Annotated in this window: 25 protein-coding genes and 3 pseudogenes; 14 read left to right on the plus strand and 14 right to left on the minus strand. The window is 64.7% G+C overall.

Features of this window, described 5'->3' with window-relative positions; translation table 11 throughout:
• Nucleotides 1-206: 206 nt before the first annotated feature.
• The gene (locus E3O62_RS14145) at nt 207-455 is read left to right on the plus strand and encodes an integrase core domain-containing protein (protein WP_255573873.1); all 249 of its coding nucleotides are present in this window, start codon (nt 207-209) and stop codon (nt 453-455) included.
• 298 nt (nt 456-753) lie between these two features.
• Here the strand turns inward: E3O62_RS14145 and E3O62_RS14150 are convergent, their stop codons facing one another.
• The gene (locus tag E3O62_RS14150) at nt 754-1,080 is read right to left on the minus strand and encodes a hypothetical protein (RefSeq protein WP_134398927.1); all 327 of its coding nucleotides are present in this window, start codon (nt 1,078-1,080) and stop codon (nt 754-756) included.
• A 42-nt stretch (nt 1,081-1,122) separates the two neighbouring features.
• Here E3O62_RS14150 and E3O62_RS14155 point away from each other — a divergent pair.
• From E3O62_RS14155 to E3O62_RS14170, 4 genes and pseudogenes are all read left to right on the plus strand, one after another.
• Nucleotides 1,123-1,347 (plus strand): annotated as a pseudogene (locus E3O62_RS14155) (integrase core domain-containing protein); the annotation flags it as partial.
• Nucleotides 1,348-1,643: 296 nt separating this feature from the next.
• A complete protein-coding gene (locus E3O62_RS14160) occupies nt 1,644-2,447 on the plus strand; it encodes a class I SAM-dependent methyltransferase (RefSeq protein ID WP_134398928.1) in 804 nt (267 codons plus the stop codon).
• Nucleotides 2,448-2,872: 425 nt separating this feature from the next.
• A pseudogene (locus E3O62_RS14165) lies at nt 2,873-3,577 on the plus strand (IS30 family transposase); the annotation flags it as partial.
• Between the two features lie 52 nt (nt 3,578-3,629).
• The gene (locus E3O62_RS14170) at nt 3,630-3,884 is read left to right on the plus strand and encodes an integrase core domain-containing protein (protein ID WP_255573874.1); all 255 of its coding nucleotides are present in this window, start codon (nt 3,630-3,632) and stop codon (nt 3,882-3,884) included.
• A gap of 194 nt (nt 3,885-4,078) precedes the next feature.
• Here the strand turns inward: E3O62_RS14170 and E3O62_RS17235 are convergent, their stop codons facing one another.
• Nucleotides 4,079-4,348 (minus strand): hypothetical protein, encoded by a 270-nt coding sequence (locus tag E3O62_RS17235; RefSeq protein ID WP_241973521.1) that lies wholly within the window; start codon nt 4,346-4,348, stop codon nt 4,079-4,081.
• On the opposite strand from E3O62_RS17235, the gene E3O62_RS17240 reads away from it, so the two are divergent.
• Complete coding sequence (locus E3O62_RS17240; RefSeq protein WP_241973520.1) at nt 4,256-4,447, plus strand: cupin domain-containing protein; 192 nt, start codon at nt 4,256-4,258, stop codon at nt 4,445-4,447. The two genes, E3O62_RS17235 and E3O62_RS17240, sit on opposite strands and share 93 nt — an antisense overlap.
• Before the next feature lie 562 nt (nt 4,448-5,009).
• Here the strand turns inward: E3O62_RS17240 and E3O62_RS14180 are convergent.
• Together E3O62_RS14180 and E3O62_RS14185 are read right to left on the minus strand one after the other, a co-directional pair.
• Nucleotides 5,010-5,378 (minus strand): annotated as a pseudogene (locus tag E3O62_RS14180) (ATP-binding protein).
• A gap of 2 nt (nt 5,379-5,380) precedes the next feature.
• Nucleotides 5,381-6,370 carry a tyrosine-type recombinase/integrase gene (locus tag E3O62_RS14185; RefSeq protein ID WP_134398931.1) on the minus strand — a complete coding sequence of 330 codons (990 nt, stop codon included), beginning with the start codon at nt 6,368-6,370 and terminating at the stop codon, nt 5,381-5,383.
• A gap of 425 nt (nt 6,371-6,795) precedes the next feature.
• Between E3O62_RS14185 and E3O62_RS14190 the strand changes: the two genes are divergently transcribed.
• Nucleotides 6,796-7,638, plus strand: coding sequence for a UbiA family prenyltransferase (locus E3O62_RS14190; RefSeq protein WP_134398932.1), 843 nt, complete (start codon nt 6,796-6,798; stop codon nt 7,636-7,638).
• Nucleotides 7,635-9,095: an NAD(P)/FAD-dependent oxidoreductase gene (locus E3O62_RS14195; protein WP_134395406.1), complete on the plus strand. Its 1,461-nt coding sequence runs from the start codon at nt 7,635-7,637 to the stop codon at nt 9,093-9,095. The genes E3O62_RS14190 and E3O62_RS14195 overlap by 4 nt, the downstream gene beginning before the upstream one ends.
• A 251-nt stretch (nt 9,096-9,346) precedes the next feature.
• Here E3O62_RS14195 and E3O62_RS14200 read toward each other — a convergent pair whose 3' ends face one another.
• From E3O62_RS14200 to upp, 4 genes are all read right to left on the minus strand, one after another.
• Entirely contained in the window at nt 9,347-9,604 is a 258-nt protein-coding gene (locus tag E3O62_RS14200) for a DUF1918 domain-containing protein (RefSeq protein WP_241973517.1), read from the minus strand.
• Between the two features lie 114 nt (nt 9,605-9,718).
• Complete coding sequence (locus E3O62_RS14205) at nt 9,719-10,168, minus strand: MarR family winged helix-turn-helix transcriptional regulator (RefSeq protein ID WP_134395407.1); 450 nt, start codon at nt 10,166-10,168, stop codon at nt 9,719-9,721.
• Nucleotides 10,169-10,673: 505 nt separating this feature from the next.
• Nucleotides 10,674-11,378, minus strand: a complete 705-nt coding sequence (locus tag E3O62_RS14210; RefSeq protein WP_134398933.1) for a winged helix-turn-helix domain-containing protein — start codon at nt 11,376-11,378, stop codon at nt 10,674-10,676.
• 520 nt (nt 11,379-11,898) lie between these two features.
• Nucleotides 11,899-12,531: a uracil phosphoribosyltransferase gene (upp, locus tag E3O62_RS14215; protein WP_134395409.1), complete on the minus strand. Its 633-nt coding sequence runs from the start codon at nt 12,529-12,531 to the stop codon at nt 11,899-11,901.
• A gap of 34 nt (nt 12,532-12,565) precedes the next feature.
• On the opposite strand from upp, the gene tadA reads away from it, so the two are divergent.
• Nucleotides 12,566-13,045: a tRNA adenosine(34) deaminase TadA gene (gene tadA / locus E3O62_RS14220; protein WP_134395410.1), complete on the plus strand. Its 480-nt coding sequence runs from the start codon at nt 12,566-12,568 to the stop codon at nt 13,043-13,045.
• Here the strand turns inward: tadA and E3O62_RS14225 are convergent.
• Nucleotides 13,002-13,715 (minus strand): glutamine amidotransferase, encoded by a 714-nt coding sequence (locus E3O62_RS14225; protein WP_134395411.1) that lies wholly within the window; start codon nt 13,713-13,715, stop codon nt 13,002-13,004. The two genes, tadA and E3O62_RS14225, sit on opposite strands and share 44 nt — an antisense overlap.
• Entirely contained in the window at nt 13,712-14,674 is a 963-nt protein-coding gene (locus tag E3O62_RS14230) for a cation diffusion facilitator family transporter (protein WP_134398934.1), read from the minus strand. Before E3O62_RS14230 ends, E3O62_RS14225 begins: the two co-directional genes overlap by 4 nt.
• A 62-nt stretch (nt 14,675-14,736) precedes the next feature.
• On the opposite strand from E3O62_RS14230, the gene proC reads away from it, so the two are divergent.
• Complete coding sequence (gene proC / locus E3O62_RS14235; RefSeq protein WP_134395413.1) at nt 14,737-15,585, plus strand: pyrroline-5-carboxylate reductase; 849 nt, start codon at nt 14,737-14,739, stop codon at nt 15,583-15,585.
• A gap of 13 nt (nt 15,586-15,598) precedes the next feature.
• Here proC and E3O62_RS14240 read toward each other — a convergent pair whose 3' ends face one another.
• Nucleotides 15,599-16,270 carry a TrkA family potassium uptake protein gene (locus tag E3O62_RS14240; RefSeq protein ID WP_134395414.1) on the minus strand — a complete coding sequence of 224 codons (672 nt, stop codon included), beginning with the start codon at nt 16,268-16,270 and terminating at the stop codon, nt 15,599-15,601.
• Nucleotides 16,263-17,633, minus strand: a complete 1,371-nt coding sequence (locus tag E3O62_RS14245; protein WP_241973518.1) for a TrkH family potassium uptake protein — start codon at nt 17,631-17,633, stop codon at nt 16,263-16,265. Before E3O62_RS14245 ends, E3O62_RS14240 begins: the two co-directional genes overlap by 8 nt.
• Before the next feature lie 145 nt (nt 17,634-17,778).
• Between E3O62_RS14245 and E3O62_RS14250 the strand changes: the two genes are divergently transcribed.
• Together E3O62_RS14250 and E3O62_RS14255 are read left to right on the plus strand one after the other, a co-directional pair.
• Nucleotides 17,779-18,225: a helix-turn-helix transcriptional regulator gene (locus tag E3O62_RS14250; RefSeq protein WP_134395415.1), complete on the plus strand. Its 447-nt coding sequence runs from the start codon at nt 17,779-17,781 to the stop codon at nt 18,223-18,225.
• A gap of 123 nt (nt 18,226-18,348) precedes the next feature.
• The gene (locus E3O62_RS14255; protein WP_003792170.1) at nt 18,349-18,447 is read left to right on the plus strand and encodes a 30S ribosomal protein bS22; all 99 of its coding nucleotides are present in this window, start codon (nt 18,349-18,351) and stop codon (nt 18,445-18,447) included.
• A 54-nt stretch (nt 18,448-18,501) separates the two neighbouring features.
• Here the strand turns inward: E3O62_RS14255 and E3O62_RS14260 are convergent, their stop codons facing one another.
• Complete coding sequence (locus E3O62_RS14260; protein WP_134398935.1) at nt 18,502-19,224, minus strand: HAD family phosphatase; 723 nt, start codon at nt 19,222-19,224, stop codon at nt 18,502-18,504.
• 56 nt (nt 19,225-19,280) lie between these two features.
• On the opposite strand from E3O62_RS14260, the gene E3O62_RS14265 reads away from it, so the two are divergent.
• Both E3O62_RS14265 and E3O62_RS14270 read left to right on the plus strand, forming a co-directional pair.
• The gene (locus tag E3O62_RS14265; RefSeq protein ID WP_104170479.1) at nt 19,281-19,550 is read left to right on the plus strand and encodes a glutaredoxin family protein; all 270 of its coding nucleotides are present in this window, start codon (nt 19,281-19,283) and stop codon (nt 19,548-19,550) included.
• A complete protein-coding gene (locus tag E3O62_RS14270) occupies nt 19,547-19,843 on the plus strand; it encodes a Dabb family protein (protein ID WP_134395417.1) in 297 nt (98 codons plus the stop codon). The genes E3O62_RS14265 and E3O62_RS14270 overlap by 4 nt, the downstream gene beginning before the upstream one ends.
• An 8-nt stretch (nt 19,844-19,851) precedes the next feature.
• Here E3O62_RS14270 and aspS read toward each other — a convergent pair whose 3' ends face one another.
• On the minus strand, nt 19,852-21,165 hold the full coding sequence (gene aspS, locus E3O62_RS14275; RefSeq protein ID WP_134398942.1) for an aspartate--tRNA(Asn) ligase: 1,314 nt from the start codon (nt 21,163-21,165) through the stop codon (nt 19,852-19,854).
• Nucleotides 21,166-21,232: the final 67 nt, after the last annotated feature.

The following is a 21,232-nucleotide window of genomic DNA, read 5'->3' on the forward strand; positions in this document are numbered from 1 at the left end:
CAGTTCCTCCAGGCTGGGTCTGCGGCGTACGTAGGCTCGATGCCGTCGACCCAAAGCCACTTTGGGGCATTCGAGGTGAAGGTCATTTCTGCCAAGGCCGCCTTGGGCACGGAATGGTGTCGACGCTCGTTGAAAAGTAGTCCGTTGGCGTTGAATCCGCCCAGTACGCGTCGTAACAGATCACTCTCTTCGCGGCCAAGAACGGCATTACCCGGTCGATGGGATACACCGGGATCTGCTGGGACAACTCCATGGCCGAGAGCTTCTTCGCGACCCTGAAAACCGAGTTCTACTACCGCCGGGGTTGGCCCACACTCGGCCGCGCGATCCGCGGCGTCGCGGCGTGCATCGAGGACCGCTACAACCGCCGCCACTCCTCGATCGGGCACGTCACCCCGGTGGACTTCGAGATGCAATACTCGTCACAGGCCGCCGAGATCCAACTCGCCGCTTAACCCGTGTCCTTTCTCCGGGGTCAAGGCCAGACCGCGTCCACCGTCCACAATCCGAATGGCCACCATCACGGGCGCCGCTCAGACATGCCCTCCTGACAAAGGCCCCTACATATCAGCTGTCAACCAGCGAGATTGGGTTGCCGACCATCAAAATCGAGAAGCCAGCTCCGGAAAGGCACCGCATCACCGTGTCGTGAAATTGTGATGTCACGGTTCCGGTTGGGCGTGGTTGCGTCCATAGTGCGAATATGTCTTGGGTGATCGGCTGCTGGTGCCACGCCTCATGGCTTGGCGATCCCTACTTCGAAGTAGGATCCGGGACAAGTCGTGGCGCAGTTCCTGCCACGTATGTACGTGCGATCGCCCACATGACGAGTGCCGAGCCGAGGAAGAGCGCGCCGAGTACCGCCCACCCCGCCGTTCCGTTCTCGATTACCGTCACGGTGAGGATCACGGGCGTGAACATCGAGCCGACCGAGAAGGCCATGGCAAACAAGCCTTGGTACTCACCAATGCGCTGCGGGCAGGCGAGCTCGTAGCTTAGCCCCCAGCCACCGGCTGAGGACAAGATTTCACCGAACGAGTGCGCAACCATGGCGAGCGCGAGTAGGACGAACGCAAGCACGGGGGATACCCCGGAAGTTGTCGCGTAGATAGTGCAGGCCACCGCACGGGCGTGTGCTGGGACAACAGTATGGCCGAAAGTTTTTTCTCGATGCTCAAGAATGAGCGCGTTTATCGCACTGCGTATCCCACGAAATCGCAAGCTCGCCGCGACGTCATCCGCTATATCGAAGGGTTTTACAACAGTCGACGCCGGCACTCCGCACTCGGTTACCGCCGGCCTAACGAAGTCCACTATGGTTACCAACAGCCAGCATTGGCAGCGTAGAAGAATCCTTTAATTCCGCTGTCCGAAATGCCCGCGGCAGGTCACACCTCGTCACCCGTTCTATCTTGGAAGGTTGGGGAATGTGCCCGACCCAGGCTTACGGAGTTTACGAAGCGACGCGCGTGGTCATGACACGCCGGCCTTTCCCCGGGTGGACCAGCGCGGTGTCGGCGCTGTTTTCCGTTCCGACGGACGATTCCCGTCCATGACTCGCTTTTTTTTTGGCGCCTGTATGCTACGATCACTTACTTACAAGGTAAACTTACAAAGTAAACTCACGACGTAAGGATTCAGACATGACGCAAGAAAACTACAGCCACGGTCACCACCCGAGCGTGATTCAATCTCACTCGTGGCGCTCGGTCGATAACTCGGCGTCCTACCTCGCTGACATGTTCGTTCCTGGCACAAGCGTGCTCGATGTGGGCTGCGGACCCGGGACAATCACCTTGGACATCGCTGAACGTGTAGCTCCCGGGCGAGTGGTCGGGCTGGATTCATCGGCGGAAATCGTGGCACAAGCCGCGGCGCGAGCACAGGAACTCCGGATAACGAACGTCGAGTTCGTAGTCGGCGATGCGTACGCGCTGAACTTCCCTAACGAGTCGTTCGACGTAGTGCACGCCCATCAGGTCCTCCATCATGTAACTCGCCCCGTTGACGTGCTAACGGAGATGCGTCGCGTCCGGACCCGTGAGGGTGTCGTGGGCGTCAGAGAAGTCGTCTACGGGGGAACGCTCTGGGACCCGGAGAGCTCGGGACTCGAACACTGGTTGAAGACTTTGATGCAGGTACTCGACCGAAACGGTGGCAACCCGGATGCCGGTCGAAACTTGAAATCCTGGGCGTTGGAAGCTGGATTCGCCAACGTCACAGCAGACGCGTCGATCTGGTGTTTTTCCTCCAACGAGGCCCGAGACTGGTGGGGCAGCGCCTGGTCTGATCGGGCGCTTCACTCTCAATTCGCGAACGACGCCGTAGAGGGCGGATTCGCCACCACAGAAGACCTGCAGCTCATGAGTGACGCTTGGCTTCGGTTCGTGCAGCGGGCGGACGGTTGGTTCGCCATGCCGCATGGTGAGATACTCGCGCGCGACTAATTCCCGCCGCCTCGCCCACCTCTCCGCAACGTCCCTGGAGCGGTTCTTCCCTATCCTCTTCCTCTTGCTGACCCTGTAGCTCGCTGAGCCGATCGCTCCATTCGGGACTAGCCATAGAGGAAGCTCCCGCCGGCAGAGACGACCGCATGTCTCATCATCCTTCCGCGTGCGGGGGAGTGCGGCTTGACCGACTCACGGTCGGTCGCTGCGATCGCATCCTCCAGAAGATCTTGGAGGAAGAATCGATCTCGAAAGCACGCCACAGAATAAAGCGTCTCGTCCCGAACCTGCGCCACTCGTAGGGCCCGCGCCAGGTGTGACACAGGCGACTCGCGCGCCCCACATTGGAGCTGTAACGACAAAGCAGCAAACGTGGGAACCAATACGCCGGTGGGTACCCCGACATCTCCGCATAGTCGGGCACGGTGTACATCGAGGGTCGGGGCGCGCTGCGTCGCGAGTTGACCACAGCCTTGCGGACGGGTCGGGCGCTGCGCGTTCCGCGGGCCCGCGCAAAACGAGGCAAGAGCTTCCTGTCAGAGGAGGTCATGATCGCCGCCCGACCCGCAGAAGCCAACGACAGGGCCGTTCCCGGACACTGGGAAGGGGATCTGATCCTCGGACTAGGCGGGGTCGCAATCGGTACCCTCGTCGAACGCACCACAAGGTTCACGATGCTGTTGCACCTGCCCCCGATGGACGAGCACAAGATGATCGGTGCACAGGTCAAGAACGGGCCGGCGACAGCCGGACACGGCGCCGACGCCGTCTGTGATGCGATCGCCCGAACCATCACCGGTCTGCCCGAGACCCTGCGCAAGTCATTGACCTGGGACCAGGGCGCCGAGATGGCCCAACACGCCAGACTCCGAATCAAGACCGGGCTGCCGATCTACTTTGCCGATCCCCACTCGCCGTGGCAGCGACCGAGCAACGAGAACACCAACGGGCTGTTGCGCCAGTATTTCCCCAAAGGCACCGACTTCACCCGCTACGCCCTGGACGATCTCGACGGCGTCGCCAAGACCCTGAACGAACGCCCCCGCAAGACGCTCGGTTTCAAGACGCCGGCCGAAGCGATGAACGAGCTACTGTTGTCCGCAAGCACCGGTGTTGCGATGACCGGTTGAATCCGCCCAATACGCGTCGGAACAGATCACCGTCTTCGCCGCCCAGAACGGCATCACCCGGTCGATGGGATACACCGGGATCTGCTGGGACAACGCCATGGCCGAGAGCTTCTTCGCGACCCTGAAAACCGAGTTCTACTACCGCCGGGTTTGGCCCACCCGAGCCCGCGCGATCCGCGGCGTCGCGGACTGGATCGAGGACCGCTACAACCGCCGCCGCCGGCACTCCTCGATCGGGCACGTCACGCCAGTGGACTTCGAGATGCAATACTCGTCACAGGCCGCAGAGATCCAACTCGCCGCTTAACCCGTGTCCACTCTCCGGGGTCAAGGCCATAAGGACCGTTGGCGAGGCGGGCCGGCGCCCTTCCCGCTTCCGTTTGCAGGCCGCGCAGGCAGATCCACCCGTCGACTTAGCTAGGTTCTCCTTGCCCTCCCGCGACGGTCGATCAGCTCGTCGATGCGGCGACCTGATAACGGTCATAATGAGGCATGAACTGCTTAGGGCCCACGCGGATATCTGATGAGCTCGAAAAGGTCGTGACGCACTGGTCGCCGCGTGTGATTGGCCAAGTCAACGACCAGTACATCAAGGTCGCGAAACTTCTCGGTGAACTTGTTTGGCATGCCCATGACGATGAGGACGAAATGTTCCTGGTCATATATGGCGATCTGCTCATTCAGATGGAGGGCCGGTCGGATGTGCGACTGGGGCCGGGCCAGTTCTTCGTTGTTCCACGGGGCGTGCTTCACAGTCCAGTCGCCGAACATGAAGTGGGGATTGTGCTTATTGAGACGGTGACCACGGCACATACGGGCTCCGTTCAGGTGCTAGGAACCGTGTCGTTGGAGCACCAACGCGGCTGTTAACCCATGTCCCAGCGTCCGTCACAAGTCCCATGACTTTCCCAGACCCGTCGGGTGTGCACGGGGCCGCATTCCGCGGCGGTGCGACGAAAACGGGCTTGTGGCTGGGTCTGGTAGCGCCGGATGGTGACATGGCGTCGCCGTCGTCGTCGTCGTCGCCGCTGTGTCTGAGCGCTTTGAGCCTGTTTAGCGTGGTGTGAAGGGCCTCCACGCGAACCATGGATTGGTGCTGCAAGCCCGGCAAGATGTCCACAACGGCAATTTCGTTTCGGCGGAGGATGGATACCAAACCAAATGGTCCGTCTCGTAGTGCCTCAATGACCCAAGGGGTGACGCCTTGCCGACAACTGCACCTCGTCACCGTTACCATTTTGGAAGGTTGGGGACTGTGCCCGACCCAGGCTTTCGGAGTCGACGAAGCGAGGCGTGTGGTCATCACACGCCGGCCTTTCCCCGGTGACTTCGCTCTGCGAACTTCCGCAGTCCTGCTCATCGAAGCTCCCCAGGTCGCGGGGTTGCATTAGCTGAAGTTAGTGCTCGTTGTCACGCGGCGCAGCTCGTTGGATTAGGCGGCGTGGTTGCGGAGCCGGTGGGAGCCGCCGTCGAGGGTGACGACGACGGATCGGTGCAGGAGTCGGTCGAGCATCGCGGCGGTGACGGTGGTGTCGCCCAGGATCTCGCCCTAGGCGCCGACGGGCCGGTTCGTGGTGATCACGATCGACGTTTTCAGGTAGCGCTGGTTACTGACTTGGAACAATGCTAACGCGGCCTCGGCGGGCAGCGGAAGGTAGCCCAGTTCGTCGACTTTTGCGGATGTCTGCATAAATCGACTTATGCTAACTTCGTGATTATGTCGATGTGGGTGGGGCGGCGATCCCTGAGCCCAGGTTTTTCCAAGGCTGTGGCCTGCGGTCGGCTGCGTGAAGGTCGGCATAATCACAGTCCTTCGAGGAACGCGAGCAGGCTGTCCGCGGGACGGTATCGGCCGGGCGGCGACGACACCGAGGTGGTTTTGGCCAGCGCGCGTTCCTTGATCGTAATGTCGGCATGGATGTAGGGATCCGTGGACCGGGTGTCGGCGTGGCCCAGCCAAAGCGCGATGACGGTGGTGTCCACTCCCGCGTGCAGCAACGTCATCGCCGTGGTGTGCCGCAGCGTGTTCGGGGACAGCTTCTTCGACTGCAATGTGCCGCATGCTAGGGCGGCTGTGGAGTGGTGGGCGGCCAGTCTGTGCTCGATCGCATCACGGGTGAGTCGTCGACCGGTGCGGGTGCAGAACAGCGGATCGGTCGGCAGTCCAGCCCTCTCGCGCAGCCAGTGACGGATCGCCGCCGCTGTTGCTGCGGTGAGCGGGATGGCGCGGTCTTTGCGGCCCTTCCCGTGGCAGCGGACGTTTGCGCCGGTGCCGCAGGCGATGTCGGCGCAGTTCAACCCGGTCAGCTCCGACACCCGCAACCCGGTCTGGACGCAGAGCATCAGCCAGGCGTGGTCGCGCCGGCCCTCCCAGGTGGTTAGGTCCGGCGCGGCCAGCAGTGCGTCGACCGCCGCGGCGGTGAGGTAGGACACCGTTGCTTTGTCGAACCTCTTCGGCGGAATCGCCAGCACACGGACGATCACGTCGGCGTGTTCGGGATGCTGCAGCGCGGCGTACCGGAACAGCGACCGCAGCGCGCCCAGGCGGGCATTGCGTGTGCGGGCGCTGTTGTGCCGCTTGGTCTCCAGATGGTCCAGGAACGCGCTGATCATGCCCTGGTCGAGATCCGACCAGTCCAGGTGCGAGGGCAGCTTCTTCGTCGTGGACTGGACGAAGGCGAACAGCAGCCGCGGCGTGTCGCGGTAGGCGGCGACGGTGTGGCCGCTGGCCTGGCGCTGTTTGGCCAGACGGTCACTGAAGAACATCTGGACCGTCGCCGTGATCGCCGTCATGGGCGAATTCCAGCAGTCGACGTTAACAGGACCAGCTTGGGGAACTGCATAGTGACCCTGAAGTTACGCTCGGCGCTATAGCGAGCTATGTGTCGAGTCGATCACGGCGCGTAGGCCTGGCCGGAAGATTCCACCTACCAATTCGCCACTTTGCGTTCGCCACTTTGCCGCACGCGGACGAGTCCAAACCAATAATATCCAAAGAACGAAAAGTCCAGTTCAGTCTTTAGAAACGACGATTACTGATGATTGCTGAATAGTTGCGAAAATCATGACTCCAGATCAGAAGGTTGGGGGTTCGAATCCCTTCGGGCGCACATCTTGACCCCCGCATTCAGCAGATTGCGGGGGTTTCCTGTTTGTCCGAAATTCACGGGCGTCGGCACCCGAAAAAACGCGGTCTCTCGCAGCGATAGAGTGAGAAAGTGCTCACCCGCCTGGTTCAGATCTCCCGACCGGTGCTCTGGATCAACACCATCGGAACCACGGTCATCGCCATGTGGCTGGTCGGGGATTTGTGGCGGTGGGAGATTGTTCCGCTGCTCCTCTGGGTGACGCTGCCGTTCAACTTGCTGATCTACGGTGTGAACGACATTTTCGACCAAGAAACGGATGCCCGGAACGCCCGCAAGGGTGGCCTCGAGGGGGCCCGCATCGTCGGCTCGGAAACCCGCGCCATCGTGCTCGGAGTCGTGCTGACCAACGCGCCTTTCGTGGCGTATTTCCTCGCTACGTTGCCGGCGGCGGCGCTCGCCTGGATCGCCGCGTACATCGTGATCTTCATCTTCTACTCGGCACCCCCGCTGCGTTTCAAAGCCCGGCGCTACCTCGACTCGCTCAGTAACGCCGCCTACGCTTTCCCGCTGGTCTTCGTGCCTCTCGCCCTCGGCGAGTCACCGGTCTGGGCGACGGCGATCGGACTGATGGCGTGGAGTGTGGCCAAGCACACCTACGACGCGGTGCAGGACATCGACGAGGACCGTGCAGCCGGAATTCGAACCACTGCCGTTCATCTCGGCGCGCGCGGCGCCGTGGTGTGGAGCGGCGCGTGGTGGGCCCTGTCCACCGTGGGTTTTGCGCTGATCAACTGGCCGGTCGCCGTGGTGAATGCGCTCATCGCCGGCTGGCTGGTGGGGTCGCTGGGGCGCAGCCCCACGCCGATGACGGCCCGCCGAATGTACCGCTACTCGATTGCGTTCCCCTACGTCGCAGGTTCCGTCGCCGGGGCCCAGCTCGTGGCAGTTTTTTTGCTCAAGGAGCTCCTATGACACGGTCCCGCAGGAAGACGAACCTGACCCCGCAGCGCATCGTCGTGCTCGGCGCGGGAGTCGGCGGGCTCACGGCCGCCGCGCTGCTGGCCCGCGCCGGCCATTCGGTGACGGTGCTGGAGGGCTCCGACTGGATCGGTGGCAAGAGCCGACGACTCGAAATCGACGGGCAGCACGTGGACACCGGACCGGCGCTGGTCACCTTCCCTCTGGTCTGGGAGGAACTGCTGGCCCGCTACGACGCGCTCGGCGCCCGCCGCTCTGTTCCCGCCGAAGCCGCCGCGGTGGCCGCGGTGACGTTGCGGAGACTGCCTGAGGTGGGCCGGTACTTCTACCGGGGAGCGGACGCCGTCCTGCCGGTGCCCGCCGGTCACCCGTGGCACGAGGCCTGGACCCGGTTCGAAAAAGAACACGGTGGCCTCGGGCCTCAACTCACGAGCATGCTGACCGCCGACCCGGCCGATCCGGCATCGCTGCCGGCCGTACGCAACGTGTTTCGGCTCTACGGCACCCGACTGACCACGCGCAGCTTTCTCGACGGCCTGAGCTGGATGCCCGAAGGCCTGCGTGAGGTTATCGCCATCCACACCCTCAATGCCGGTGTCTCTCCCCGGCGGACCCTCGCACTGTACGCGAGCATGCCGGCGATCATGGCCAGGGACGGCGTGTGGGTTCCCGAGGGCGGTGTGAACGAGCTGCCGCTCGCATTGCACCGGCTCGCGTTGAACGCCGGCGCGGTCGTGCGCATTAGCGAGCCCGTCACAGCCGTGTCGAAAGGGCTCGTGACCACGGCCACGGCGACGCATCCGGCCGACGTGATCGTGAGCGGGCTCGACCGTGGGGTGCTCGACGGGCTGCTCGGCGTGCCGCCGGTCCGGCCACGGAAGCTGTCCTGCTCCGGCGTGGCCATCTATGCCGTGCTTGAGACCTCGTTGCCGGAAGGCACCGCCACGCATTCCGTCGTGTTGCCCGACGACCCGGCCGCCCTGCACCGCAGTCTCGATGCCGGGGCTGTGCCCGAGCAGACGATGGCCTTCCTGAACTATTACCGGCCGCACGAGGTCTATGCCAACGACAGGGCCACAGTGGCGGTGCTCCTCACCGCGCCCGCTGACGGCCACCGCTATGACCTTGACAGCCCGTGGGTGGCGCGTGAGGTCGCGCGGGTCAGCGCCGCCGTGGGCCTGGACCGGCCGATCAGCGAGCTGTTCCGTGATCACGTCGTGCTTGATCCGCGGTACTTCGCTGGCTGGGGCTCCACCGGGGGTGCGCTCTACGGCGCCACCAACCCGCTCTGGCAGAGCGGGCCTTTCCATCGCCCCGGGTACACCAGCCGGGCACGCCCGTGGCTGTGGCGGGTGGGGGCATCGGTGCACCCCGGCGGCGGTATACCGGCCGTGCTCGGCGGCGCCATGACAGCGACCTACAAGCTGATCGGCCGCCTCGACGCCCGCTGATCGAGGAGTGACGGCCGCCGGATCAGCGAACGGCCAGGTCCGGCCGAGGCAGATGCGCCGACTCGCGGCGCATATTGGTGCGATCACAGCCGAAGCAGGTCAGCACGTAGACGGGCAGGGCGCGGTGCGCGGCGTGCGCCAGGTTCGGCGTCAGGCGAGCTATCGAGTGGCAAAAAGGACACGTGATTCACATGGCTGAAGCTCCTGATCCCATACCCGCCACGATCTGCAACGCGTGTTTCGAAGTTGACTCAGGTGATGTCGGCGCAGTACGCCCTTGACCTTGCCAAATGCGTGTGCCGCACCCTCCGGCATCCTGTGCTGCGAGGTTCGATGTGCTCGATCATGAAGTCCGTGCCGGGGAACAGGATGCTCTCATGGCCTTCGCTGAACCGCACGAGGTAGGGAGGTTCGCCGTCAAGCCCGCGAACCTCCACGATGTCACCGTGCCGGTCCGGTACTTCCACCGTCTTTTCCTCGGATGACGACCCGGTCTCCCTGCGCTGCATGCATAGGAATCACCTCCTCGCGGATTACCGTACGCCCGCTCGCGCGCCCTGCACAGGGCAGAGAGAGGCGGCGCGCCGGGTTCCGTCAAGGCGGCGCAACCTGGGCGGCGCAGGTCAGTCCGCGCCATGCAGGCGATCGCAGAGGGCGGTGAGCTGCAGGAGCTCGTCGGTGCCGAGCGTGTCGCCGATGCGGTCGGTGATGGTGCCCATGTGCTGGACAGCGACCCGGCGGAACAGGTCGAAGCCGGCATCCGTCAGTTCGATCAGGGCGCCGCGGCCGTCAGTAGGGTCGGTGTGCTTCCGCACATAGCCCCGCGCGGCCAGCCGGTCGACCAGACGGCTCACGCTCGGCTGGGTCAGCAGCACCTGCCGATTCAAATCGCGGAGCCGCAGGCGCCGGCCGGCGGCCCGGGACAGGTTGAACATCACGTCGTACTCGTTGAACGAGATGTTATGCGCCGGAAAATCGGCGGCCAGGCTGCGCATAATGGCAACCTGGGCACGAAACAGTGATTCCCAGGCGGCCACGGCCACGGCTCGATCGGTCACGCTGCCTCCACACATCCTTGATCTCCAAGAATAGGGACTCGGCATCGGGCCGCCTCCTCCACTCGTGGGGATTTGTACAAAAAAAAGAATGACAAACAAGTGGCGCTTCGTTACGCGTTCGTTATATATTCGAAGTGCGTCAACCGTTTGCTGTGGCGGAAGACGCGAAATGTGATTGCAGGACACTCTTGGTGCAAGGGAAGAGGGCTGGTCGTAGCTACTACGACCGGCCCTCTGTCACGCCATCGCCGTCGAATTGTTTTGCAGCGTCGCTCCCGGAAGGCCAGAACCGACCGCAATTTGTGGATGCTGTTCATCCCAGGCAGAGCGCCGTGCCCGGTGTTGGACCAATTCGACGGAGATTCTGGTCTGAAACTGCTTTTCGGAGTATTGCGAAGACGATTTGGCCAGAATCTCCGTCGAATCCGTTCGAGGCGAGTCGCTGCATGGCCCCGGAAACCCCGATCGGCGAACCCTCAGCGCCCGTGGCCGGGGGAATCAGACAGCGGGAAGCTGGACGTTAGAAGACGTCCGGACTCGGCGTGCTCGATTGGCGGATCGACACATCAGCGTGCCGGTCGAAGCGGTAGCCGACCCCGCGCACGGTGCGCACGATGTCTTCGTAGCGGCCGAGCTTGGCGCGCAGGCGACGCACGTGCACGTCGATGGTGCGCTCATTCGGCGCGTCTTCCTCGTCGGAGGCGTTCCACAGCTTGGCGATCAGTTCGGCACGCTCGATGGTGCGGCCTTCGCGGAGCACTAGGTACTGCAGCAGCTCGAATTCCTTGTAGGTGAGCGCCGCGGTCTCGCCGTCGAGGATGACCCGCTTGCGGGAGATGTCCACCACGACGCCGCCGAGTGCGCGGTCGGGGTCGTCCGCCAAAGTGCGGTGCCGGGCCAGCGCAGTCGGGTCCTGCAGGGCGAGGCGCACGACGTCGACGTCGCGTCCGCCGGCTCCGGCGGGCGCCAGTGCGACCGCGGCATGAGTCTCCGCCGTCGGCGCGATGGTTCCGGTGAGGGCTTTGAGCGCTTCGACGATGCGGCTCAGGCTGGTCCCGGCCGCGGCGGCCGTGGCCTCGTCGATGCCGACGTAGAAAACGAAGCCACGGGCCTGCGTGCCCTCGGGCACGGCGCGGATGCGCGGTGCGGCGGGCGTCGGTGCGGCGTGGCGTTCGAGGCGTGCGGCCTGGGCCGAGCGGGCGGTGTCAATGTGGGCAAGCGACATGAGAGTGATCCTTGGCTGGGGTAGTGCAGGTGAACCCGACGCTGAGGAGCGGTTCCAGGTTCGAAAAAATTCGGCCGGTGAGAGGCCTGGAGGGAGCCAGAGGGGCTCCAAAGTTCGACCAGCCGGCCGCGTGAAGTCAGCGGGGCGGGAACTCGGCGAGGTGTTCGCTGCCTAGCGGGACATTCGGCAACACGCGCAGCAGCTGCCGGGCATCATCATGCCGGCAGTCCCGGGGGCCTCGGAGGAGGTCTGGGGGCGTGCGCTCGTTGTCATAGTTGCGAGTAAAGCCCACTGTTACGGCGTGTGTCAATTCTGTAACCGAGGATGACGCCGTGTGACACGCATCACGTTCGGTGGCTCCGCGGTGGATCGGAGGATCCATGGCTGATCGCGAAACCATGAAAGTATCCATGATCAAATTGAATTCGATCAAAGATTCTTGAATATGCGGGGCAACGGCGCAGGGCATGTCGCAGGACCTGCAATGTCCGCCGCCCCGCGGAATTGATGCTCGCTTGGGCTAGACCACTCCGTAGAGGCGGTCGCCGGCGTCACCGAGGCCGGGAACGATGTATCCGTGCTCGTCAAGCTTGTCGTCGACGGCACCGAGAACGATGGTCACTTCGCGGCCCTCGAGGGCCTCCTCGACCGCGGCGAGCCCCTCAGGCGCGGCGAGGATGCAGATGGCCGTGACATCGACGGCGCCGCGGTCGAAGAGGAACTGGATGGCTGCGATCAGCGAACCGCCCGTGGCGAGCATCGGGTCGAGCACGAAGCACTGGCGGTCGGAGAGGTCGTCGGGCAGGCGCTCCGCGTAGGTGGTGGGCTGAAGGGTCTCCTCGTTGCGGGCCATGCCGAGGAAGCCGACCTCTGCCGTCGGTAGCAGCTTGACCATGCCCTCGAGCATGCCCAGGCCGGCGCGGAGGATCGGCACGACGAGCGGCTTGGGGTCGCTGATCTGCACGCCGCGGGCCTCGGAGACCGGGGTCTGCACGGTCACGTCCTCGACTCGCACGCCGCGGGTCCCCTCATAGGCGAGGAGGGTCATCAGCTCTTCGACAAGTGACCGGAAGATCGGCGACGGCGTGTTCTTGTCTCGGAGTACCGTGAGTTTGTGGGTGATCAGGGGGTGGTCGGCTACGTGGACTCGCATAGGCTCAATCTACTAGTCGGGGAAGGGAGCGTAGATGGGCGAGGTCGATCGCCGGCACAGCGAATGGATGCGGCTCGCGCTCTGCGAGGCCCGTGCTGCCCTCGAAACGGGGGATGTGCCCGTCGGTGCGGTGGTGCTGGACCCGTCCGGCCGTGTGATCGGCCGCGGACGCAATGAGCGCGAAGCGCTGCAGGATCCCACCGGCCACGCCGAGATCGTCGCCATCCGTCACGCTGCCGCGGCCCTGGGGGACTGGCACCTGACCGGCTGCACCCTGGTGGTGACGTTGGAGCCCTGCGTGATGTGTGCGGGCGCGATCCTGGCCGCACGGGTGCCGGTCGTGGTTTTCGGCGCGTGGGACGAGAAGGCGGGCGCCTCCGGATCGGTCTATGACGTGCTGCGTGACCGCCGGCTCAATCACCGCGCTGAGGTCTACGCCGAGGTCGACGCTGACGAATGTGGGGAACTGCTCAGGGCGTTCTTCGCGGACCCAGCCCGTCGAGCCATTCGCTGAACATGGACCGGGAAGCGCTCTGCATGCCGTTGGAGTAACGTTCGCGTTCGCGGCGCAGGTCGCCCACGTCGAAGCCCTCGGCGGACACCTCAGCCTCCGAGGCCTCCAGCCACACCTCGTGCATCTCCTCGGTGACCTCCGGGTGGAACTGCACGGCCAGCGCCCAGTCTCCGATCCCGAAGGCCTCATTGCCGTACTGGGGGGACCCGGCGAGCCGTGTCACCCCGTCGGGCAGGTCGAACGTGTCGCTATGCCATTGGAAGACGGGGACGCCGCTGACGTGTCGCAGCGGGGAGGTCGCCCCGGCCTCCGTGGGCTCCACGGAGCGGTAGCCGATCTCGTTCGTCGGCCCACGGTAGACGCGGGAGCCCAGAGCGTTCGCCATCAGCTGCGCACCCAGGCACACGCCGAAGACGGGCAAAGAGGCGCCGAGCCGCTGCGTGAGCAGCTCGATCTCGGCGTGCAGCGTGGGGAACTCGTCGGCCTCGTAGACTCCCATCTCGCCGCCGAGAACGACCAGCAGGTCGGCTTCCCGCGGGTCGAGGGCGCGCACGTCCTCCCGGAGCGTGTCGACGTAGCGAATGGAGTAACCGTGCTCCCGCAGCACCGGTTCGAGGTTGCCGAGGTGGATCGTGTCATCGTGGCGCAGGACGACCGCGGTGCGGGTCACTCGGTGCCTTTGATGACGATGGTGTCGGTGGGCGGCGCGCGGCGGTTGGCGTCGAAGAACAGGTCCGGCTCGAGGTAGATGACGCGGGCCGCCGGCACGGCCTCGCGGATGCGGGTTTCGACGGTGTTGATGCCCGCCGCCACCTCGGAGAAATGGCTGTCGGCCTCGAAGGCGATCTTGGCGGCGACGAGCAGTTCGTCCGGGCCGAGGTACAGGGTCTTGAGGTGGATGATCTTGCGCGTCTCCGGGCCGGCCAGGATGGCACGCTGGATGGCCGCGGCATCCTTCTTACCGGCGCCTTCGCCGACGAGGAGGCTCTTGGTCTCTACGCCGAGGACCACGGCGACCAGGACGAGCAGTATGCCGATGAACAGGGTGCCGATGGCATCCCAGACGGGCTCGCCGGTGATGATGGTGAGGCCGACGCCGAGGAAGGCGAAGACCAGGCCGGCGAGGGCGGCGACGTCTTCGAGCAGCACGACGGGCAGCTCGGGCGCCTTCGCGTGCCGCACGAACTGTACCCAGCTTTGGTTGCCGCGCACATGGTTCGATTCCCGGATGGCGGTGCGAAGTGAGAAGGACTCGAGGCCCATGGCGACCAGCAGCACCACGATGGGCAGCCACGGCACGTCGAGCGGGTGCGGGTCCTGCAGCTTCCGCACACCCTCGTAAAGAGAGAAGACGCCGCCGACGGAGTACAGGATGATCGACACCACGAACGCGTAGACGTAGCGTTCCCGGCCGTAGCCGAACGGATGCTCCTTGTCGGCTTCCTGCTTGGCCTTGCGACCGCCGATGAGCAGAAGCACCTGATTTCCGGAGTCGGCCAGGGAGTGCATGCCCTCGGCGAGCATCGAGGAAGAACCGGAGAATGCCCAGGCCACGAATTTCGTGATCGCGATCCCCAGATTGGGGAGGAGTGCCGCCACGATTGCCTTGTTCCCGCCCGAAGTGCTCATGGGGCAATCCTAGAACGCACGCCAGACGGACCCGGCACAGGGGGCGAAAGTAGACTCGTCGGATGACTTCGACTGCAACCACCACACTGCCCGCCATCGCGTTCCTCGGCGCCGGATCGATGGCGAGGGCCGTTCTGACCGGGCTGCTGAACCCTAATGTGACCGTTGAGGGCGGCATCCGGGCAACCAACCGCTCCACGGCGAAGGCCGACGAACTCGCAGGAATCCCCGGCGTCACCGCCTGGGCCACCGCCGACGAGCCCACGGCCAACCGCAAGGCCGTCGCCGGCGCGCGCATCGTGATCGTCGCCGTGAAGCCCGTCATGGTCCTCGACCTGCTGGCCGAGATCGCCGACAGTCTCGAACCGGGCACGCTCGTCATCAGTGTCGCCGCCGGCGTCACCATTGCGACGTTCGAGGGGTCGCTGCCCGAATCCGTGTCGGTCATCCGCTCGATGCCGAACACGCCGGCCCTCGTCGGCAAGGCCGTCACCGGGCTGAGCGCCGGCACGCGGTCCAGCGACACCGATCTCGAGCTCGCGAAGAAACTCTTCGGCACCGTCGGCGACGTCCTGGTCGTGCCGGAGGAGAAGCTCGATGCCCTCAGCACCATCTCCGGATCAGGTCCGGCCTACGTTTTCTACCTGATCGAGCAGCTCACCGCCACGGCGATCGCCAAGGGCTTCACCCCGGAGGAGGCCGCGGTCATGGTGAACGGCACCTTCCTCGGTGCGACGAGCCTGCTGGCGGCATCCGACCTGTCCCCGACGGAGCTGCGCCTCCAGGTCACAAGCCCGAGCGGCACCACCGAGCGTGCCGTGTGGGAGCTGGAAAAGGGTGGGATCAAGGACCTGTTCGACCGGGCGACGGATGCCGCACTCGCCCGGGCCCGCGAACTCGCCGGCCACTAGAACTCACCGGCGCCTAGAACTCCAGGGACGCGAACCGCTCGATGTCGGACTCGGTGCCGGAGACGATGATGAGGTCTTGGTCAGTGACGACCGACTTCTCGGTGGCGTAGGTGAAGGGGCGGCCCGGGCTCTTCACGCCGACCACGGTGACGTTGTACTTGCGGCGCAGCCCGGATTCGGTCAGGTTCAGGCCCCGGATCGGCTTCGGCGGGATCATCTTGACCAGGGCGAAGTCGTCGTCGAACTCGATGAAGTCGAGCAGTCGTCCCGACACGAGATGCGCCAGGCGCTCGCCGGCCTCCGCCTCCGGGAAGACGACGTGGTTCACGCCGATGCGCTCAAGGATCGTGCCGTGCGACTTGGAGATCGCCTTCGCCCAGATCTGGGGGATCCCGAGGTCGACCAGGTTCGCCGCGATCAGCACACTGGCCTCGACGGACGAACCGACGGCGCAGACGGCGATCGAGAAGTCCTGGGCGCCGATCTGGCGGAGCGCTTCGATGGAGGTGGCGTCGGCCTGCACCGCGTGCGTGACGCGCTCGGACCATTTCTGCACGAGGGAAGCGCTGTCGTCGACGGCGAGCACATCCCGGCCGAGACGGTCGAGCTGACCCGCGGTGGCCGCGCCGAAGCGGCCGAGGCCGATCACGAGCACCGGTGCGTCGTGTTTGAAGCGATCAGCCAACGATGGGCCTCTCTTCCGGACGTGAGAACAGCTGCCTGCTCTGGCTCGCGGCGAGGGCAGCCGCGAGTGTCACTGTACCAATTCTGCCCATGAACATGGTCGCCGCCAGCACGTACACCCCGGCGGGAGGCAGATCGCCGGTCAGCCCGGTCGACAGGCCGCAGGTGGCGAACGCGGAGATCACGTCAAAGAGCACCAGGTCCAACGGCGCCTGGGAGATCTGCAGGATCAGAATGCTGGACACGGCCACGGTCGTGGCACCCCACAGCACCACGCTGACGGCGAGCCGCAGGATGTCACTGGGGATCCGGCGGCCGAACGCCTCCATCTCGCTTCGTCCACTGGCCTCGGCGACGGCCGCCAGGAAGAGGATGGCCAGGGTCGTCACCTTGATGCCCCCGGCGGTGGACGCGGACCCGCCGCCGATGAACATCAGCATGTCCGTCACGAGCAGGCTCGACCCGTGCAGGTCGCTGACGGTGATGGTCGCGAAGCCGCCGGACCGGGTCATCATCGACATGAAGAGCGACTGGAAGATCGTGTCGCCCACGTTCAGGGAACCGAACGTCTTCGGGTTGTCGAACTCGAGCACGATGTACACGGCGACGCCGGCCACGAGCAGCGCCACCGTCGTGAAGAGGGTCAGTTTCACGTGCAGCGACCAGCGCCTGGGGCGGTACCAGCCCCGGGCGAGGGCGTAGATCACCGGGAAGCCCAGGCTGCCGAGGAAGGCTCCCAGCATCAGGGCGCTGAGGAACCAGTAGTCGTTGGCGAACGGCGTGAGGCCTCCGACGTTGGGCGAGAAGCCGCTGTTGGTGAACGCCATGGCGGAGTAGTACACGCTCTGCCAGAGAGCCTCGCCGGTGGGTGTCCCGACAGCCAGGATCCGCGGGAAGAGCAGTGCGGTCACGATCAGCTCAATCACGAAGGCGCTGATCGCGACCGTCACGAGGAGGTTGCCGACCTCGCCCAGGCGAATGGCCTGTCCCTCGTTGACCGGTCCGGCGTGGATTCGGGAGGGATTCGTGTCGCTGGCGGCCATCAGCCGGGCACGCAGGCCCAGGCGCCGGGAGATCACCATTCCCATCAGGGAGGCAAGGGTCAGAACGCCCACGCCGCCGATATTGACGCCGACCACAACTAGGACGTTGCCGAAGGAGGACCAGTGCGTCGCCATGTCCACCGTCGCGAGGCCGGTCACGCAGATCACCGAAACCGCCGTGAAGAGGGCGTCGTGCAGGGGCGTGATCGTGCGGTCTGCGGATGCGATCGGCAGGGAGAACAGCAGCGTGAACACCATGACCAGCGCCGTGAACACGAGGATGGCGAAGCGGGACGGCGAGCGGCGAACGAGGCCGTCCACTGAGTCCCGGACCCAGGCATACCAACTCGTGGGACGCGGCGCAAAGGCGGAATCCGCCACCCGTGTCTGCACTGAAACCTCCGACTCGCCCGCCGCGAACGGCTGTCGTCATGGTATCCCCACCGGGAATGACTAGCCTTGGGGAATGGCAGACATCTTCGGCGTAGTGGCGGATCCGACCCGACGCGAAATTCTACGCATTCTCCTCGAGCGATACAACCAGTCGAACGCGACCGGTGGAGAGCTGAGCGTGTCTGACATCGTCGACAAGCTCGGCCTCAGCCAGCCGACCATCTCGAAGCACCTGAAGGTGCTGCGTGAAGCGGGCCTTGTGGGCGTGAGAGAAGCCGGTCAGCACCGGTATTACCACCTGGACTACGCTCCGCTCGAGGAGATCGAAGACTGGTTGATCCCCTTCCTCAGTGTCGACTTCGACGCCACCGTCGAGGAGCTGACCGAGGAGACCGAGGGCTTGAAGGTGGAACAGCGGGCATTTGCTGCCGCCATCGGAAAGGCGTTCGCGGAGACGTCATACCAAATGGCGCATGCGGTCAAAGATGCCAAGCCCCGAAAGTGGCGGAAAATCGACTAGTTGGCGGCGTGTGAACGCACGAATGCGACCACCGCGTTGGAGAGTGTTCTTTTTCCGGTAGACTACTATTTACCGTGTCTGTCGCGAATCCCGCGGCGAAACCAATTCTTTTGTGAGGTCCGTGTGGGTTCTGTAATCAAGAAGCGACGCAAGCGTATGGCGAAGAAGAAGCACCGCAAGCTTCTTCGTAAGACTCGCCACCAGCGTCGCAATAAGAAGTAGACGGTTCTGAACCGTTCGTAATAACTACCGGCGTAAGCGCTAGGCCCTTGGGGTCTAGCGCTTTTTGCTTGTCCGGGTGGCGGCCTTGATGCTTCGGCGCTTGAGGATCATCACCGGCCAGTGGCGGGCCGCGGCATAGCGGCGAAGGGTGGCATCCGGATTCACGACCACCGGATTGCCGACCAGGTCCAGCAACGGAATGTCGTTATGGGAGTCGGAGTAGGCCCAGCAGTCGGCCAGGTTGACGCCGCTGCGCTCTGCCTGGGCGTTGGCGGCGACGGCCTTGCTGGCACCGTGGCAGACTCCCTCGGTGAGGCGGCCGGTGAAGATTCCGTCGACGGCCTCGAGCCGGGTGCCGACCGCGCCCGTGAGGCCTAGTCGTTCGGCGATGACGTCGGCCACCTCTTGGGCGGTTGCGGAGACGAGCCAGACCTCGCGTCCGGCCTTGAGGTGCGCACGGGCGACGGCGACCGTTTCCGGCCAGAGTCGCGGCAAGAGGCGGGCGTCGAAGATCTCCGTGCTGAGCGCGACGAGTTCGTCCCGGCTGTAGCCGACGACCACTTCCAGCGCGCGCTCCCGGATGCTCGCGAGGTGCATCCTGTTTTCGCCGACGTAGAGGAATCGGGCCTGCTTCCAGGCGAAGGAGAGCAGGTCGCGGCCGGTGACCAGTCGCCGCCGCCAGGCACCCACTCCGAGGTGGTACAGGCTGGCGCCGCGCAGGAGGGTGTTGTCCACGTCGAAGAACGCGATTGCGGGGGCGATGGTGTCTTCGGACATGTGTGCGGTCAAGTCTAGTTGCGTGTTGCGTCGGCGAGCCAGCATAGGCTGGAGCAATGGCTACTGCACTCCTCACCCTGATCGGCAAGCCCGGTTGTCACCTCTGCGATGACGCCCGGGATCTGGTCGGCAGCGTCGTGACCAAACTCGCCGACGACCCGTCCGCCCCCGACATCGTGCTCGAAGAGCGTTCAATTCTCGACGACGCCGAGCTGCACGCCCTGTACGTCGAGGACATCCCGGTGCTCCTGCTCAACGGCAAGGTACACAATTACTGGCGCATCGATCCACTGCGGCTGCGCACGGCGCTTTTGGCCGTGCGATGATCCGGCACATCGTCTCCTGGCAACTAGCCCCGGCCGACCCGGCCCAGAAGGCCGCCGCCGCGGCCGGGATCGCGGTCCGCCTGGAAGGGCTCGTGGGCGTCGTCGACGAGATCCGCTCCCTGCAGGTGGATTTCGACGTCGCCGGCGGCACCAACTGGGACGTCGTGCTGATCGCCGACTTTGACGACCTGGACGCCGTCAACCGCTACCAGGTCCACCCCGCGCACCAGGCGGCGGGAACCTTCATCCGTTCCGTCGTATCGTCGAGGATGGCCGTCGATGTCGTCGTCTGACCGTTCGGCTACGGCTCGAGGCGCGTCGGGCCGCGGAACAGGTAGGTGACCTCGCGGATGCTGGCCTGGTGCAGCATCAGCATGAGTACCCGCGCGAGGCCCATGCCGAACCCGCCGTGCGACGGAACGCCGTAACGGAAGAAGTCGAGGTAGCCCTCGATCTCCTCGGGGTCGACGCCCTTCTCCTTGGCCTGCTCGACCAAAGTGTCGATGCGGTGCTCGCGCTGCGCTCCAGTGGAGATCTCGGTGCCATTGAAGATCAGGTCATAGCTCTTGGTGATGCTCGCGTCGCCTTCGTGGCGCATGTGGTAGAACGGCCGGATGCTTGAGGCGTAGTCGGTGAGGAAGACGAACTCGTGGCCGAAGGTCTCGAGCACGTAGGCGGCGATCCGGCGTTCGCCTTCGGGGTCCATGTCGTCGTCTTCGCGCGGGACCTCGTAGCCGCGGGTCTTGACGATCTCCTTGGCCTCGGCCAGCGGGATGCGCGGAAACGGCGTACTGGGCACGGTGACCTCGACCCCGAAGAGGGCCAGGACCTCGTCGCCGTGCTTCTCCTTGACGGCCGTGAATCCGGCGACAAGCAGCTCTTCGTGCAGCCGCATGACGTCTTCGTGGCTGTCGATCCAGCTGATCTCGGAGTCGACGCTGGTGAACTCGGTGGAGTGGCGGCTGGTGAACGACGGGTCGGCGCGGAACGCTGGTCCGACCTCGAAGATTTTGCCGAAGCCGGCGGCCTGGGCCATCTGCTTGAAGAACTGGGGGCTCTGCGCCAGGTAGGCCTTGGTATCGAAGTACTCCACCTCGAACAGCTCGGCGCGGGACTCGCTCGCGCTGGCCATCAGCTTCGGGGTGTGCAGCTCGATGAAGTCATTGTCGATCCAGTACGTGCGCAGTGCGTGCTCGAACGTGGTCTGAAGGCGGAAGATCAGGTTCTGCTTGGGCTGGCGCAGATCGAGGAAGCGCCAGTCGAGGCGCTTGTCCAGATTGGAGTCGGCCGCGATCGGGGTCTCGGGGATGGCGACCGTGACGACCTCGAGGGTCGCGAGCTTGATTTCGATGCCGCCGAGTTTGACGCGCTCGTCGTGCTTGAGCTCACCGGTGACGGTGACGAAGCTGCCCTGCGACAGGGTGGAAATGGTGGTGGCCGGTTCGTCGGCGACGACAATGCCGTCGGCATCCGTGGTGCGCGGGTTCACAAGCTGCACCGCGCCGGATTCGTCGCGCAGCACGACGAACTGCACCTTCTTCTGGTCTCGGACGGTGTCGACCCACCCGGACACCGTCACGGGTCCGTTGTCGAGGGCGGCCAGGTTCTTGATCACTATGCGCTCAGTCACCGGTCAAGTTTAGCCGCACGGCTCTCGGCGTATTCGCGGGTGCCCCCTCCGT

Origin of the sequence: Cryobacterium sp. TMT2-15-1, assembly GCF_004402345.1 — a bacterium.
In the GTDB taxonomy this organism is placed as follows: Bacteria; Actinomycetota; Actinomycetes; order Actinomycetales; family Microbacteriaceae; genus Cryobacterium; species Cryobacterium sandaracinum.

Bases quoted from the DNA above. Each gene is read 5' to 3' on its own strand.
- E3O62_RS14260 (WP_134398935.1), bottom strand. From the start codon at position 19,224: ATGTCCGAAGACACCATCGCCCCCGCAATCGCGTTCTTCGACGTGGAC.
- E3O62_RS14200 (WP_241973517.1), bottom strand. From the start codon at position 9,604: ATGCAGCGCAGGGAGACCGGGTCGTCATCCGAGGAAAAGACGGTGGAA.
- proC (WP_134395413.1), top strand. From the start codon at position 14,737: ATGACTTCGACTGCAACCACCACACTGCCCGCCATCGCGTTCCTCGGC.
- upp (WP_134395409.1), bottom strand. From the start codon at position 12,531: ATGCGAGTCCACGTAGCCGACCACCCCCTGATCACCCACAAACTCACG.
- E3O62_RS14195 (WP_134395406.1), top strand. From the start codon at position 7,635: ATGACACGGTCCCGCAGGAAGACGAACCTGACCCCGCAGCGCATCGTC.
- E3O62_RS14205 (WP_134395407.1), bottom strand. From the start codon at position 10,168: ATGTGTGGAGGCAGCGTGACCGATCGAGCCGTGGCCGTGGCCGCCTGG.
- E3O62_RS14160 (WP_134398928.1), top strand. From the start codon at position 1,644: ATGACGCAAGAAAACTACAGCCACGGTCACCACCCGAGCGTGATTCAA.
- E3O62_RS17235 (WP_241973521.1), bottom strand. From the start codon at position 4,348: ATGTTCGGCGACTGGACTGTGAAGCACGCCCCGTGGAACAACGAAGAA.
- E3O62_RS14250 (WP_134395415.1), top strand. From the start codon at position 17,779: ATGGCAGACATCTTCGGCGTAGTGGCGGATCCGACCCGACGCGAAATT.
- E3O62_RS14210 (WP_134398933.1), bottom strand. From the start codon at position 11,378: ATGTCGCTTGCCCACATTGACACCGCCCGCTCGGCCCAGGCCGCACGC.
- tadA (WP_134395410.1), top strand. From the start codon at position 12,566: ATGGGCGAGGTCGATCGCCGGCACAGCGAATGGATGCGGCTCGCGCTC.
- E3O62_RS14265 (WP_104170479.1), top strand. From the start codon at position 19,281: ATGGCTACTGCACTCCTCACCCTGATCGGCAAGCCCGGTTGTCACCTC.
- E3O62_RS14185 (WP_134398931.1), bottom strand. From the start codon at position 6,370: ATGACGGCGATCACGGCGACGGTCCAGATGTTCTTCAGTGACCGTCTG.
- E3O62_RS14270 (WP_134395417.1), top strand. From the start codon at position 19,547: ATGATCCGGCACATCGTCTCCTGGCAACTAGCCCCGGCCGACCCGGCC.
- E3O62_RS14230 (WP_134398934.1), bottom strand. From the start codon at position 14,674: ATGAGCACTTCGGGCGGGAACAAGGCAATCGTGGCGGCACTCCTCCCC.